The sequence below is a fragment of the Microbulbifer variabilis genome (assembly GCF_020524905.1).
Classification (GTDB): domain Bacteria; phylum Pseudomonadota; class Gammaproteobacteria; order Pseudomonadales; family Cellvibrionaceae; genus Microbulbifer; species Microbulbifer variabilis_A.
In genome coordinates this window covers 98,812-114,125 of record NZ_JAIVKI010000005.1, presented here as the reverse complement: position 1 = coordinate 114,125, position 15,314 = coordinate 98,812, and the positions used below count along the sequence as shown (strand labels likewise).

General features: G+C 52.4%; 12 protein-coding genes. 6 read left to right on the top strand and 6 right to left on the bottom strand.

All coding sequences use genetic code 11. From position 1 onward, the window contains the following. Window positions 1-251: 251 nt before the first annotated feature. The 4 genes from LC073_RS08305 to purM form a co-directional block, all read right to left on the bottom strand. Complete coding sequence (locus LC073_RS08305) at window positions 252-1,664, bottom strand: OmpP1/FadL family transporter (protein ID WP_226645998.1); 1,413 nt, start codon at window positions 1,662-1,664, stop codon at window positions 252-254. Window positions 1,665-1,911: 247 nt separating this feature from the next. After that, the gene (locus LC073_RS08300) at window positions 1,912-2,631 is read right to left on the bottom strand and encodes a DUF3108 domain-containing protein (protein WP_226645995.1); all 720 of its coding nucleotides are present in this window, start codon (window positions 2,629-2,631) and stop codon (window positions 1,912-1,914) included. Between the two features lie 78 nt (window positions 2,632-2,709). Next, window positions 2,710-3,363, bottom strand: coding sequence for a phosphoribosylglycinamide formyltransferase (purN, locus tag LC073_RS08295; RefSeq protein WP_226645993.1), 654 nt, complete (start codon window positions 3,361-3,363; stop codon window positions 2,710-2,712). Further along, the gene (gene purM / locus LC073_RS08290; protein WP_226645991.1) at window positions 3,363-4,424 is read right to left on the bottom strand and encodes a phosphoribosylformylglycinamidine cyclo-ligase; all 1,062 of its coding nucleotides are present in this window, start codon (window positions 4,422-4,424) and stop codon (window positions 3,363-3,365) included. The genes purN and purM overlap by 1 nt, the downstream gene beginning before the upstream one ends. A gap of 265 nt (window positions 4,425-4,689) precedes the next feature. Here purM and LC073_RS08285 point away from each other — a divergent pair, with 265 nt between their 5' ends. The 4 genes from LC073_RS08285 to LC073_RS08270 all read left to right on the top strand — a co-directional run bounded on the left by LC073_RS08285 (window position 4,690) and on the right by LC073_RS08270 (window position 9,655). Beyond that, on the top strand, window positions 4,690-5,787 hold the full coding sequence (locus LC073_RS08285; RefSeq protein WP_226645988.1) for a DUF2066 domain-containing protein: 1,098 nt from the start codon (window positions 4,690-4,692) through the stop codon (window positions 5,785-5,787). A 1-nt stretch (window position 5,788) separates the two neighbouring features. Next, window positions 5,789-6,502 (top strand): DnaA regulatory inactivator Hda, encoded by a 714-nt coding sequence (gene hda, locus LC073_RS08280; protein ID WP_226645986.1) that lies wholly within the window; start codon window positions 5,789-5,791, stop codon window positions 6,500-6,502. 273 nt (window positions 6,503-6,775) lie between these two features. Beyond that, on the top strand, window positions 6,776-7,711 hold the full coding sequence (locus LC073_RS08275; RefSeq protein ID WP_226645983.1) for a universal stress protein: 936 nt from the start codon (window positions 6,776-6,778) through the stop codon (window positions 7,709-7,711). Window positions 7,712-7,837: 126 nt separating this feature from the next. Beyond that, window positions 7,838-9,655: a DUF885 domain-containing protein gene (locus tag LC073_RS08270; RefSeq protein WP_226645981.1), complete on the top strand. Its 1,818-nt coding sequence runs from the start codon at window positions 7,838-7,840 to the stop codon at window positions 9,653-9,655. Between the two features lie 85 nt (window positions 9,656-9,740). Here the strand turns inward: LC073_RS08270 and LC073_RS08265 are convergent, their stop codons facing one another. Continuing rightward, window positions 9,741-11,618, bottom strand: a complete 1,878-nt coding sequence (locus tag LC073_RS08265; protein WP_226645979.1) for a DUF885 domain-containing protein — start codon at window positions 11,616-11,618, stop codon at window positions 9,741-9,743. 242 nt (window positions 11,619-11,860) lie between these two features. Then, the gene (locus LC073_RS08260) at window positions 11,861-12,442 is read right to left on the bottom strand and encodes a superoxide dismutase (protein WP_226645978.1); all 582 of its coding nucleotides are present in this window, start codon (window positions 12,440-12,442) and stop codon (window positions 11,861-11,863) included. A 329-nt stretch (window positions 12,443-12,771) separates the two neighbouring features. Between LC073_RS08260 and LC073_RS08255 the strand changes: the two genes are divergently transcribed. Together LC073_RS08255 and LC073_RS08250 are read left to right on the top strand one after the other, a co-directional pair. Next, a complete protein-coding gene (locus tag LC073_RS08255) occupies window positions 12,772-13,527 on the top strand; it encodes a hypothetical protein (protein WP_226645977.1) in 756 nt (251 codons plus the stop codon). A 164-nt stretch (window positions 13,528-13,691) separates the two neighbouring features. Continuing rightward, on the top strand, window positions 13,692-15,200 hold the full coding sequence (locus LC073_RS08250; RefSeq protein WP_226645976.1) for a fumarate hydratase: 1,509 nt from the start codon (window positions 13,692-13,694) through the stop codon (window positions 15,198-15,200). Window positions 15,201-15,314: the final 114 nt, after the last annotated feature.

Here is a 15,314-nt window from a genome sequence, read left to right as displayed (position 1 = left end):
TGAGATAAGGGTTTTCTATTTTTGGAAATGCGCATTTAATTTATTTGATTTGATAATAAATCGATTTCTGGTTTGATTTTTTTGGGGGTGGGGGAGGTATAACAAATTTTTGTCGGTAGATATCTAACCACTTTTCTTGAGGGTAATTCTTTGGTGGTAAAGAAATTAGGCTGGGTAGGAGGGGGATAGTTGAGAGGGGAATTAAAAAAGGCCCTACCGGGGTAGAGCCTTTCGTATACCGACAGGGGCAATTAGAAGCTGTAGTTTACAGCTGCGCTGAATAGCCAGGCCTCGGTCTTGGTGGTGCCGCCGTCGTAATAAGTAACGAAGCCGTTGATATTGGAAACTTCCTGAATTAACTCGTCGTCACCCCAGAGGTAAGCAAAGCCAGCATCAACGCTTAGGTGATTATTGTGCTTATAGGTGCCACCTATGGTTAGCCACTGGCGGTCAGTATCAGGAATTGAGAGGGTGCGCCAAGTAACCGGTAGGTCCAGCCCCGTTTCCTCCAAGAGTTCCTCTTCCTCGTTTCGGTTGAAGCCATCACGTGCCGCGCCTTCATCATAGGCGTAGCCGAATCGAACAGTGAAACGATCATTGTAGAAGTACTCGCCTGCCAGGCTGTAACGGGAACCACTCATGAAGTTCTCTTCTTTAATAGGAAGAGGATTATATCCTTCGCCGCCTGAGGGAATGAAGGCTTCAAGGCGCTCAAAGCGGCTCCAATTGGTATACATATAGCCAAAGGCGATTGCCCAGTTGTTCTCGAAGCGGTGGTACAGGCCTAGCTCCAGAGTATCCGGTAGGTTCAGGGTCAGATTACCACTGGCATCATCAAACGGTGTTATTGGGTTGGGAGCGATATCGGAACTCACATCCCCTTTCAGTTTGGGATCATATTTCGCATGATAGGAAATACCCGCGCGGGTGTTGTCATCAATACGCCATAAGCCGCCAACGCTCCAGCTTACATCCCAGCCGTCACCCTCAACGTTTAGGATGGTGGCCCCTTCAGGATTAAAGCCTAAGTTTCGCTCTAGCTGTGCGCCTACAGGAAAATCGGTGGGGAAGGTGGTTTTTAGTTTCGCATCGGCGTAGAGGAAGTTGATAGATGCGCCAATGCTAAAGGTATTATTTATATCATAGGCGATGGATGGCTGAATATTCAGAGTCAGCAAATTTGTATTGTTGGCAATAATTGTCCCGGGGAAGCTGTCGGGAAAATCAGTTTCCAGGCCAAAGTCGGTATACATAGCCAATCCCCAGGACCAATCGTCGTTGATTGGGGCAGCCAGGTAGCCATTGGGGATAAAGGCGCTGCTGGCATAGTCGCTAGCATCGGCTATTTCGCTGGATTCAACGTAAACAATGCCATCTGGGCCGACGCCGGCAGGAAGATAATAAGTAACATCACCGGCTACATCGATTTCGGGGTCGACATAAGTAATGCCGCCGGTCAGAGTGTAGGTATCAAACAGTGCAGAACCCGCTGGGTTACGAGCGAGGATGGCGGCGTTATCACCGATAGTGTTTTCGGCAGCGAAGGCGCGGCCAAGGCCGGATGCGCTGGTTTCCTGAAGGTAGAAGCCCGCGGCCATAGCGCCTTGGGAAACGGAGCCGATTGCTGCGGCTAGAACTGCATGTCGCAGGTATTTCTTATTCATGAGAGCCCATCTCTAAGTCTGCTGATTACTGATAACCATAATTAGCATTGGAAATGCCAGGATATGGAGGGAAGGCCATTAGATTTATATAGATACCTTCCGTTTTCGTAGCAAATCCCTCGCTTTAAAACAGGGTAGGCAATAAGGAATTGCCCGCGCAAGGGAATGGAATCACTTTATAAAGAGAACAGAGGCAAAAATCCATCAAATGTGAATATTTTTTTTGCCTCAGTAAAAAAATGGTAATTTATTGGCCTGCACCGACAGTTTTGCCGTTAATAGTTAAATTTTTCAAGGTGATTTGGTATTTTTTGCCATTTTCTTCCAGTTGCACCAGTTTCACCAGGGCGTAATTCCACTTGGGGGCAATCCAAACGGTCGTCTCTCTTTCTGAGTCGGCATCCCTAACCCGGCGCACCTTTATGGTTTCTACTTTCCCCATAGGTGTTTTCAAGATTTCGGTTCCTTCCTGGGCAAAAGTGTATTTACGAATCTTCTTACCATCGGCAACTTCGTACTGCAGGTTTTCTTTGCCTGAGGCGACATCTAACGCCAACTGCATTTGATAGCTCAGTTTGTCCAGGATGTTTGGCGATACATTTTCCATGTCTCGCTCGGGATTGGAGACATTAAGGACCATATTTTTGTCGGGCTCAAAACTGAGAATGGTACCGCGATCGCGACCAAGGCCCTTTCTGCGATATTCATAGTGGTAGGGAGTAATACTACCGTCCTGATTAGTGAAGCGAGAGTACTCTTTAATGCTGGCAAAAAGCGCCGACGTGCTAAAGTCCAGTCGCCAATTGCCTTCTTGCCCTGTAAGTTCACGGGTGGCAGTGACGCTGATACCGTTGTACCTTGCGGTATATGTTGCCTTAAAAGGCTCCAGTTGACTGGCGATTGATTGGCTGGAGAGAAGAAGGAAAAACAGAGAGGAGATTAAAATGCGCACGACAGAGCCTCGCAAAATCTGAATCTCCTTGAATATTAGCTGGCGGGAATCGCAAAGTACACTGCAGGGCTAATCCCGCCAGCTTGGCTTGAGCTAGCTGTCTATTCGGGCCCCGCTGGGTGGCAGAAGCTCGCCGTCCAGTTGCGAGCGGTCTTCAAGCATCTTTAGGCGCCCTTGAGCAAACCAGGTGACAGCCATAGGGTAAATGACATGTTCCTGTGCCTGAACCCGCTTTGCCAGGGATTCGGGAGTATCCCCTTCCTTTATAGGCACAGCGGCTTGAACAATGGGTGGTCCGCCATCGAGTTCTTCGGTGACAAAGTGGACAGTAACGCCGTGCTCACTATCTCCAGCTTCCAGGGCGCGTTGATGAGTGTGTAGCCCTTGGTATTTCGGCAGTAGGGAGGGGTGAATATTAAGGAGGCGACCGCTGTAGTGGCGAACAAACTCGGGAGTGAGGATGCGCATAAATCCGGCCAGGACAACCAAGTCTGGCTGATGGCTGTCGATTTCTGCGATTAGTGCCTGGTCGAAACTTTCTCTGCCGGAGAAGTTGCGATGATCAACCACCGCTGTGGGAACCCCGGCTTCGGCAGCGCGCTTGAGGCCGAAGGCCTCGGGCTTGTTGCTGATTACTGTGCAGACGGAGAAGTCTGCCCCGGCATTCGCCGAGGCATCCAGGAGCGCCTGCAAGTTGCTGCCGCTACCGGAGATCAGTACGGCAACTTTGCATACTCCTTGTGACATTACAGGCCCGCCAGCTCTACGGCTTCTGCGCCTGCAGCGGCATCTTCGATTGTGCCCACTACGAAGGCATCTTCGCCGGCTTCTTTCAGCGCTTGCAGCGCTTTATCGGCTTGTTCTGCTGGAACGCAGATCACCATGCCGACACCACAGTTAAAGGTGCGGTACATTTCACGTGCGTCAATATTGCCCGCCTGCTGGAGCCAGCGGAATACCTCGGGCATCTCCCAACTGGTGACGTCTACGCGAGCGAGGCAGCCTTCCGGGAGGACGCGGGGCAGGTTTTCCAGCAGGCCGCCGCCGGTGATATGGCTCAGGGCATTTATCTGGACGCTCTTCATCAGTTGCAGCAGGTTCTTAACATAGATGCGCGTGGGGGCCATCAATGCCTTGGCAAGCGTTTCGCCGCCCATTTCCTGTTGTAGATCGGCGCCACTAACTTCGAGGACTTTTCGGATCAAGGAGTAACCATTGGAGTGGGGGCCACTGGAAGCGAGTCCAATCAGCACGTCTCCGCTTTTTACCTTTTTGCCATCGATGATCTCTGACTTCTCCACCACACCGGTGCAAAAACCGGCTAGGTCGTAGTCGTCGCCTTCGTACATACCTGGCATTTCGGCGGTTTCGCCACCGACCAGGGCACAGCCTGCGAGCTCGCAGCCTTTGCCGATACCGGAGACAACCTCAGCGGCAATATCCACATTCAGCTTGCCGGTGGCGTAGTAGTCGAGGAAGAACAGTGGCTCGGCGCCCGCTACGACCAAGTCGTTGACGCACATGGCGACCAGATCGATACCAATAGTGTCGTGAATGCCCAGATCCATCGCCAGGCGCAATTTGGTGCCCACGCCGTCGGTACCGGAAACCAGGACTGGCTCTTTATAGCCGCTGGGAAGTTGGCACAAAGCGCCAAATCCGCCCAGGCCGCCCATGACTTCCGGGCGGGAAGTACGCTTGGCGACATGCTTGATACGCTCTACCAGGGCGTTACCCGCGTCGATATCGACACCGGCATCTTTATAAGAGAGGGATGTTTTAGTGGATTGCGGCTTGGAATCGCTCATGATTCTTCCTGCGGTGGGTATTCGAAGGGCGCGTATTCTAGCCGGGTCTTGGCCCGGTAGCCACGCCCAGTGGGCATCTCAGTGTAGGAATCTGGTATTTATCTTCAGTAAACCCTCTAATAGTGAGAACTCGGGGCTGAGAGAAGTCGCTGACGCTGATACAATAGCCCCAATTTTTATCCCGACCGTGGATTTTGGCGTCTTGCGCAACAGCATCGATTTCGTGCAAGCTCACGGGTTGGAATGAGGTTTGGAGAGAAATCCTATGCACAAGCTGCTCCGGCAGGGATTGGTGTTGCAGTTTTTGGTCCTGTTGTTCGGCGCCCTAATTCTGCCAGTCCAGGCTCGAGTTATCTCGGACCTGTATGAAGTGGTCGAGGCTGTACCGAGCCGTGGGGCTACAGACCGCGCGAGTGCCGGCAGCCGGGGGCTGGAGCGGGTATTTGTGCGTGTCACCGGGGATGCTGCCATCGGCAACAACCCAAATCTGCAGCCTGTTTTACAGAAAGCCCAACATTTTATCCAAGGCTATCGCTACACTAGCGAAGATAACCAGCTCTACCTCCATCTCTCTTTCGACCCTCAAGCCATCTCCAGGCAAATACATCAGTTGGGGCTGCCCATGTGGCCTAATAATCGCCCCGGCACCCTGGTATGGCTGGCGATGGATACCCTGAAAGAGGGGCGCAGTATTCTCCGGGAAGAGGATGCTCCAGAGCTCTTTTCCGTATTGGATGCCATGGCCGTGGAGCGCGGCGTGCCTCTGGATTTTCCCGTGATGGATCTGAACGATCAACACAATATGCCTCTGGGCGACCTCTGGGCGCAGAGTGAACAGGCCGCTGAACGTGCCGGTTTGCGTTACAGGCCGGATGCCACCTTGATGGGGCGTTTGCTCCAGGCTTCGGGACGGCGCTGGCAGGCCGATTGGTTGTTACTGCACGGCGGCCGCAGTTACGCTTTTGACAGTAATGGCGGCTCTTTAGAAGAGGTTGCGTTGCGCGGCGTCAACCAGATGGCTAATCTACTCGCCCAGCGCTATGCGGTGCGCCCCGGTGTTGAAGATACTGAACAAGATTCAATTTTTGTGGAGCTATCCGGTGTGGATAGTTTTGCTGATTACGCAGAGGCCTCGGCCTATTTGCAGGGGCTGGCGCAGGTGAGCAGTGCAAACCTCCTCTCAGTGGAGGGAGACCGGATGCGCCTGGCTCTGGACACTACTGTGGGACTCCGCAGCTTACGCGATGCTCTAGTGTTAAATCATAAGCTGCGGGCACATGGGGACGGGGACGCCATTGAATTGAATGGACACCGTGCGCCCCTGGGCAGCGCTGAAAATCCGTTGCGCTATCGCTGGGACTAAGATGAGTATTCCGCAACAGCTGCCGCTGGGCGTATCCCTGCGAGACGATGCCACTTTCGATAACTTTTATCTGTCTGAGTCGGACCCCAACCGCCAGGTTGTAGCCTTACTGCAGTCATTTGCCAGTGGGCAAAACCCCGAAGCGGTGATTTATGTCTGGGGGGATGCGGGTAGCGGCGTCAGCCATCTGCTACAGTCCGCCTGCCAGAGTGCCGAGGCTAATGGCCGCAGTTTCCAATACATTCCCATGGCCGAATTGATGACCATGGACCCGGTAGTGCTTCTCGATGGTCTTGAGCAGCTCGACCTGGTGTGTATTGATGACCTGCACCTGTTAGAGGGGCAGCCTGAGTGGCAGACGGCGATGTTCCATTTATACAACCGAGTGAGAGACAGCGGCAGGCAACTATTGCTGGGGGCGCGTAAATCCCCGCGGGGAATGGATATCTCCCTGGCAGATCTGCTTTCGCGCCTGCAGTGGTCGCTGGTATTCCAGTTGCAGCCGATGAATGATCTCGACAAGGTAGCCGCCCTGCGCAGGCGGAGCCGCCTACGCGGTTTTGACCTGCCGGAAGATGTTGCCCAATATATTTTGCACCGCGCACCTAGAGATACTCGCGCGTTGTTCCTGCTTTTGGAGCAACTGGACAGGGCCTCTCTGATGGCACAGCGCAAAATCACTATTCCTTTTGTCAAGCAGGTGCTGGATATCTAGGGCATATCCAGGCAACCCTGAAGTCCAAATAGTTGACCCGGGAGACCAGGCCTCCTGGGCCACTCCCTTTTCTAACAGCCCAGCCCAAACTCCCTGGTTACTCCTTCTTGGTGCGCTTGCTTTTTTCTCTTTTTTTGGCGACCAATCTGGCCTTTTAAGTCTTCCTCTGTGAATTGAACTGTTCGCACAGTATTAAATGGTGGTGGCCACAGGGGGCACATGGAGGTTTCCGCCTGCTTTTACCTCCAATGCTCACAGTTTGAGGAAAGTGTTATGCCAAATATTTATAAAGTCCTCTATGTGAGCCATGCCGCTGAAGATGAATCCAGTGGCTTGCTGCAGGCATTTGCTATCGCCCGTAACAATCAGGCGGAAATTAAGGTGCTGCTGGTCTGCCCTGCGGTACCGGAGGGGTTTGAGGATTTCAGTAACTTTTGTGTTAAGGCGATGCTCGAGCGGGTAAATGGAGGGATTGCGGCAGCTCGGGAGCGAATGAATCTGCCGGAAGAGCAGGTGAAGGTAGAAATTGAATCGGACTGTGGTCCCCGCCCGGCGGAGAGGGTTATTCGCCGAGTGCTCACCGAAGACTACGATCTGGTGATTAAGAATGTAGAGGGGCTGAGTCAGCTCAAAGGCTTTAAAGCCATTGATATGGAGCTGCTGCGAAAGTGTCCATGCCCGGTGTGGCTGTGTCGCCCCATAGAGCGTACGCATACGGAGATAAGGGTGGCAGTGGCGATCGATCCTGAGTGTGAAGAGGCCAGCACTTACGATCTGGCGATTCGCTTACTGCGCTGGGCGCGAGTATTGGCAGACAGTTGCAATGGTGTTCTGCATGTTGTTTCCTGCTGGGATTATGATGTGGACGAGTACTTGCGTCGCCATTTCCCCATCAGCGCCTCCGAAGAGGAGTTGGACCAAGCTACCGAAGCAGCTCGTGCCCAACATCGCTCAAAATTGGATGTCCTGATACGGGCCTCGGGTATCGGTGGTGATATCCAGGTTCATCATATGATTGCCCACCCAGATAACTATATCCCCTTATTGATCGATGAGGAGGGGCTTGACCTACTTATCATGGGCACAGTGGGGCGTGCCGGTATCCCAGGCTTTATTATGGGAAACACTGCGGAGAATATCCTACAAAAGGTGACCTGCTCTCTGCTTGCGTTAAAGCCCAGTGATTTTGTTTCTCCCATCAAGAGTTAGTGCTTAATATGGGAGTGCGGTATGTCGGCAAGATGGTTTTATGGCCGACCATAGCGCTCTCAGGGCGGGGCCGTCATGGGGCGGGGAGGCGTTAGCACCGCAATATCTTAATTAGGAGAATAAAAAATGATTAAAACCTTAGCCAAATGGCTTGGTGGTATTTTGTTATTGGGGGTTGCGGCAGTTTCTGTTTTTGCAGTCAACGCAATCTATTTTAAGCCCTGGTCGATAGATGTGTATTTTGAACGGGCTTTTTTCAAGCTCGGCAGTACCAGCCCGGAAATCCTCTCTCAATTGCGGTTGCTCGAACAGTTTGGGATCGATGGACACAACGCCCATCTCGATGATGTCTCTGAGGCAGAACAGCAGCGCCAGATGCAGATGATTAAGGATGAGCTTGCCGTATTGCAGGAGTATGATCGTGCAGGCATGAATGGTCAGCAAGCCATCTCTTACGATGTTTTTGCCTATTTCCTTGGCAATATGGTGGAAGGCGAGCGCTGGAAATACCACGATTATCCGCTCAACCAGATGTTTGGTGTGCAAAACAGCCTGCCGGAATTTCTCGCGGAAGTGCACCAGATTCATAATATTAAAGAAGCTGACTACTATCTTTCCCGCCTGAGTGAGGTCGACCGTAAATTTTCACAGGTACTTGATGGCCTAAAAATTCGCGAGGAAAAAAATATTTTGCCTCCCCGCTTTGTGATCGACAGTGTGCTGGAGGAGATGCAGGATTTTATTGCCGTACCGGCCCATGAGAATATTCTTTATACCTCCCTGGAGGAGCGTCTCAATAAGATCGAAGGCCTGGAAAATGAGGAGCGTGTACGTATCCTTGGTCAGGGAGAGGCCCTGATTGATGCAGAGGTATATCCTGCCTATAAGAGTCTGATCGCTTACTATCGCGAGTTACAGCCTAAAGTTTTCGAAAATAATGGTGTTTGGGCGCTTCCTGATGGGGATGAGTTTTACGCTTATCAGGTGCGCAGTCATACCACAACGGATTTGTCCCCCGAGGAGCTGCACCAGATTGGTGTTGAGGAAGTAGCAAGAATAGAAGGGGAGATGAATCGTATTTTCTCTTCGATTGGTCAGGATAGTGGCAGTATCAGCGCCCGCTTCTCTGCAATTAACAATGACCCCCAGTTTTTATACGAAGACTCGGATAAGGGCCGCGAGCGGATAGTTGCCGACTACCAGGCGATTATCGATGAGATTAATGCCGGGTTAGGAGGCTACTTCGATGTGAAGCCGGCAATGGGCGTTGAAGTACGGCGAGTTCCAGAGTTCAAAGAGCAGGGCGCGCCGGGTGCCTACTACAATCCTCCGGCCATGGATGGCTCCCGTCCAGGGGTTTTCTATGCAAACCTGCGCGATGTACATGAAACCAAGAAATTTGGTATGCGTACACTGGCCTATCACGAGGCGGTTCCCGGCCACCACTTCCAGTTGGCAATTGCTCAGGAGCTAAAAGGTGTGCCGACTTTCCGCAAGTTGGGTCTGTTTACGGCTTATGCAGAGGGTTGGGCGCTTTATGCTGAGCAGGTAGCCAAGGAAGCGGGTTTCCAGGAAAACCCCTATGATGATCTCGGGCGTTTGCAGGCCGAGATGTTCCGTGCAGTGCGCTTGGTGGTGGATACCGGTATGCACTACAAGCGTTGGAGTCGTGAAGAGGCCATCGAGTATATGGTGGAAAAAACCGGTATGACAGAAACCGAAGTAACCACTGAAATTGAACGTTACCTGGTTATGCCTGGACAGGCGCTGGCCTATAAGGCTGGAATGTTAAAAATTCTGCAATTGCGCGATCGAGCTCAGGTAGAGTTGGGCGAGACATTTGATGTTCGTCAATTCCACAATGTGGTGCTGACCAACGGCGCTCTGCCATTGGCGGTTTTGGAGCGCCAAGTGGATGACTGGATTGCGGCAAAAAAAGGATAAAGTAATTATTTATTACTTTTTATAGTCGTAAAAAAGGCCACTCTGTAAGTGGCCTTTTTCATTGGGCACTACTTATCTGATGCAGTTAGCTCTTAGCTTTGACACCAGCAACCCAGTCGTCCACCAATTCTTCGAGAACGTTTAGCGGTACCGCACCATTAGCCAAGATGGTGTCGTGGAAACCGCGTACATCGAATTTGTCACCCAGTTGGGTTTTGGCTTTCTCACGCAGTTCAATAATTTTTAGCATACCGATCTTGTAAGCCGTTGCCTGACCAGGCATTACAATGTAGCGTTCGATGGCTTTAACTACATCGCCTTTCGGGTTGGGTGTATTTTCAACCAGGTAATCGATGGCCTGTTCACGAGACCACTTCTTGGCGTGAAGGCCGGTGTCTACGACTAGGCGGCCGGCACGCCACAATTCCATTGCCAGGCGGCCAAAGTCGGAGTAGGGGTCTTCATAGAGGCCCAGTTCCTTCGGTACCAGCTCAGAATAGAGGCCCCAGCCTTCGGTGTAGGCGGTGTAACCACCGTATTTGCGGAATTTGGGGATATCCTGCAGTTCCTGGGCGATTGATAGCTGCATGTGGTGGCCGGGAATGCCCTCATGGTAAGCGAGTGCTTCCATTTGGTAGGTGGGCATATCTTCCATCTTATACAGGTTGGCGTAGTAGATACCTGGGCGCGAACCGTCCGGAGCCGGGCGCTGATAGAAGGCTTTGCCTGCGGATTTCTCCCGGAAAGGCTCTACCGCTCTCACATTCAGGTCGGCTTTGGGTTTGGTGATAAACAGCTCGTCCAAACGCCCCTTCATGGTGTCGATAATGGCGGTGGCCTTCTCCAGGTATTCTGTTTTGCCTTCCTCGGAAGAGGGGTAGTAGAACTGTTTATCGGTGCGCATGAATTCGAAGAATTCCTGCAGGCTGCCCTCGAATTTCACTTTGCGCATAATCGCGCGCATTTCATCGTGAATACGCGCTACTTCCTTGAGGCCCGTCTGGTGGATCTCATCGGCAGTCATATCGGTGGTGGTATACACACCCAGGCGGAATTTGTAGAAATCGTCACCGTCGGTCAGCTTCCAGGCACCGTCGTCGGTAGTGGCTTTCTTTTCCAGCTCTTGTAAGTAACTGATCAGTTTTTTGTAAGCCGGGCCGGCGCTCTCCTGTAAAGCCGTGCTGGCTTTATCTATCAGCGCTTTTTTCTGTTCGGCACTAATCTCCAGTTTTTCTACCTTGCCTTTGAAATCAGCAAAAAGCGGGCTGTCTTTTTCACCCTCAAACGGTGCGCCGCTGATCAGGTTTTGTGAATCGCTGATCACATAGGGGAAGACAAACTTCGGCACAATGGTGCCGGCCTTGGCATTGGCTTTCAGGTTTTCTTCCAGCTGGGCAAAGTATTGGGGCATGCCATTCAGGCGGGCGATGTAGGCCTCGGCATCACTCACGTCATCAATACGGTGCTGGCTAATCAGCAATGTGGCCGCACTGGTGTGGGTGGCATACATCTGGTTGACAGGGTAGTAGTGGTTGCGCCACTTGTAGCCTTCAATATCCTGCTCCAGATTACGCTTGGCAAGACGCAGGCTCAGGCGGGTCGCTTCATCCAGAGTATTTGGATCAATTTTATTCAGTTCGGCGAGCTGACGCTTGTTAATCTCCAGAGTCTCTTGGGCGAACTCCGGGGTGAGATTATCCCACTTATCGTAATCTTCTTTCTTGCCGAGGAAGGTTTTGAATTCGGGGCTGCGTGATAGGTGCTCTTGGAAAAAGTCCTCGAACATCTGGTTCACCTGCTTGATGGCCTCTTGGTTCACCTTAGCAGTGCCGCCATGGGTGGATTGGTTTTCCGCAGTGGCAGAGGCCGCATTCTGTTGCGCAGCTTCAGGGGCACTGCGGTCACAGCCGCTGATAACCAGCGCGCTTATGGCGGCTGCGATCAGGGTTGGTTTCAACTTCATAAGCATATTCCCAGTGTTCGGATAATCATTGCTACTTTGTGCCACTTGGGTGGCATTCTTTAGATTTTCTTGGCTGTTCTCTGCCGTGTTTAATGTATCTTTAACAGCACAGATCAGCGGGTATTGTGCGCACTAGTGCGGTCTTTGGCCAGGGGTAGTATTTTGGCGTCAAACCAGGAGTGACTTTCACCCGCTGAAAATAAAAAAAGCGGGCTTAGCCCGCTTTTTAGGTGATCTCGCGATTAGGCGAAATTCTGGTTTACAAATTCCCAGTTCACCAGCGCCCAGAAAGCTTCCATATACTTAGGACGCAGGTTGCGGTAATCGATGTAGTAAGCGTGTTCCCATACATCGCAGGTCAACAGTGGGGTAATGCCTTCTTCGGTCAGCGGAGTGGCCGCATTGGAAGTGTTTACGATGGCTACTGAGCCATCGGCTTTTTTCACCAGCCAGGTCCAGCCAGAACCGAAATTGTTTACCGCGCTGGTAGTGAACTCTTCTTTGAACTTGTCAAAGCTGCCAAATGCTGCAGTGATAGCCTCTGCGATAGCGCCGGTCGCTTCGCCGCCGCCGTTGGGGCTCAGACAGTTCCAGTAGAAGGTGTGGTTCCATACCTGGGCGGCATTGTTGAATACGCCACCGGAGGAGGATTTGATGACTTCTTCCAGGGATTTGTCGGCGTCTGCAGTGCCTTCCAACAGGCCGTTCAGCTTGTCAACGTAGGTCTTGTGGTGTTTACCGTAGTGGTACTCCAGAGTCTCTTCAGAGATATGGGGGGCCAGGGCATTCATCGCGTAGGGGAGTTCGGGCAATTCGAAAGCCATGGGGTCTTCCTTCCTTTGTTTCGGGTTATTGGTGAGAGCATTCTACACGCGCCGTATGCCAGAATTAAGCCGGCGCAGTTGAATAGGGGATTTTGGGACGTTTTCCTCGAACTCAAGGGGTGGTATCTGATGTCATCCTTGTTTTGCTGTCGTCTATTCTTACTTGTGGCCGCTTACTTTTTCGTCAATTTTTGGTATAACTGCCGCAGAATTCGACGAATCTGTCCCGGCTTGATTGTCCCTAAGTAGTGAATTTAGCGGTGCCGGGCGGGACAATCCCGAACTGACCAGTACCGAACCACCAGATTAGTTACCGGGTGTATTGATACATGCAACGTAGAGAGCCCACATTGGACGGCAGTGCCGCCATTGAACCCACACTGGAGCCCAGCGCCCCCGAGCGCACCGAGCCGACCCGTGAGTCACAAGTAATCGTTGAGGAGCGCCGTGGAGGCTTCTCCTTCCTGGGACTCTGTGCCCTGGTCCTGGCTATGGGCGGCCTAGCTGCTTCTGGCTTCCTTTATCAGCAGTGGCAGGAAAGCCGCACCCAGCTGGTCAATGCGGAGAACCGCATCGCTGATGCCGAGAATCGCATTGCCGAATTGGAAAAACGCTTCAGCCTCTCCGATGAGGAATCCACCGCTTCTGTTGAAGTACTGAGTGCCAAGGCCAAGGAAAATGCCTCTGAGATCCGCAAGCTCTGGGGTGTGGCTTATGATACCAACCGCAAGGATATTGCCGCCAATAAGGAGGCAAACGATGCGAACAAGAAGCAGATGGCTTCACTAAACAGCAAGCTCGGCAGCCTTGATGCCAGCGTGAAAAAGATCGCTTCGGTGGAATCTGCCCTGGCGGAATTGCGCAAAGGCAGCATTGAGAGCAAGCGTGAAATGACTGATAAAATCTCCAGCTTGGAGCGTCAGCTGGCTTCTGTGCGCAGTGACTTGACTATGCGTGTCGGCGCCAACGAAGAGGCGGTGGAGTCGATCGATGCCTACCGTCGCTCGGTGAATAAGGATCTGGTACAGCTGCGCGATGCAATTCGCTCCTTGCAGTCCAGTGAGCCAACAGCTTCCTCGATGTAAACTTTTAATAGGCTATGAAGGGCGAACCTGGGTTCGCCCTTTTTTTTTGCCTGGGGAAAATCTATTAAGGCCCTGAGTAAAACCAGTAGCCATATCAATAACGGGCCAATACCCCTACATTTCGTGTAGAATCGCCGGCCTTGAGACGTTAATCGGAGTTGGCCATGACCACTATCCGCCAGGATGATCTGATCGACAGCGTTGCTGACGCGCTGCAATTTATCTCTTACTACCACCCACAGGACTTCATTCAGGCCCTGAACAAGGCTTATGAGAAAGAGGTCAACCCGGCGGCCAAGGACGCCATGGCCCAGATCCTGATCAATTCACGTATGTGTGCCGAGGGCCATCGCCCTATCTGCCAGGATACCGGCATTGTCACCGTGAAGCTGAAAGTGGGCATGAATGTGCGTTGGGAAGCGGACATGAGCGTTACCGACATGGTGAATGAAGGTGTGCGCCGTGCCTACCAAAATGCCAGCAATGTGCTGCGCGCTTCTATTCTTGCCGATCCGGATGGTGCCCGTAAGAACACCGGTGATAACACCCCGGCAGTGATTCACTATGAAATCGTTCCCGGTGATACGGTGGAAGTTTATGTGGCAGCCAAAGGTGGCGGCAGTGAAGCTAAAACCAAGTTTGCCATGCTCAACCCTTCCGATTCCGTAGTGGATTGGGTTCTGAATATGGTGCCTCAAATGGGCGCTGGCTGGTGCCCGCCGGGCATGTTGGGTATTGGTATTGGCGGTACCGCCGAGAAAGCGATGCTGCTGGCTAAGGAATCCCTCCTCGATCCTATCGATATCCAGGAACTGCAGGAGCGCGGTGCCTCCAATCGCGCAGAAGAGTTGCGCTTGGAGCTTTACGATTCCGTCAACAAGTTGGGTATCGGTGCCCAGGGTCTTGGTGGCTTGACCACAGTGTTAGACGTCAAAGTGAAGGATTATCCCACTCATGCAGCCAATAAGGCTGTGGCGATTATCCCTAACTGTGCCGCTACCCGTCACACCCACTTTACCCTGGACGGTAGCGGACCGGCTCAACAGACTCCGCCAAAGTTGGAAGACTGGCCTGAAATTACCCGCGAAGCCGGCAGTAACACCCGCCGTGTGAATCTGAATACCGTGACCGCCGAAGACGTGCGTAGCTGGCAGCCCGGCGAGACTCTGCTGCTCAATGGTAAAATGCTTACCGGTCGTGATGCCGCGCACAAAAAGATGGTGGATATCCTTGCTAAGGGCGAGAAGCTGCCGGTGGACCTCACTGGCCGTTTTATCTACTACGTAGGCCCGGTAGACCCGGTGCGCGACGAAGTGGTTGGCCCGGCTGGCCCAACTACCGCAACCCGTATGGACAAGTTCACCCGCACTATGCTCGAAGAGACCGGCCTGCTTGGCATGATCGGTAAGGCCGAGCGCGGTCCTATGGCCATTGAAGCAATTCGCGATAACAAGGCGGTTTACCTGATGGCTGTGGGTGGCGCAGCCTACTTGGTCGCCCAGGCGATCAAGGCTTCAAAGGTCATCGCATTCCCGGAACTGGGAATGGAAGCTATCTACGAATTCGACGTGGAAGATATGCCGGTAACAGTCGCCGTGGACAGCGAAGGTGAGTCAGTGCACACCACTGGCCCGCTGATCTGGAAAGCCAAGATTGAAGAAGGTGTGGTTTAAGGGGTAGGTTAACCCGCCGCCCCTCAATAGTTGCCCACTGAAAAAGTCGATTGCCTCTGGTGATCGGCTTTTTTTATAACGGCACTTTTTATAATTGCACTTTGATTTACTGAG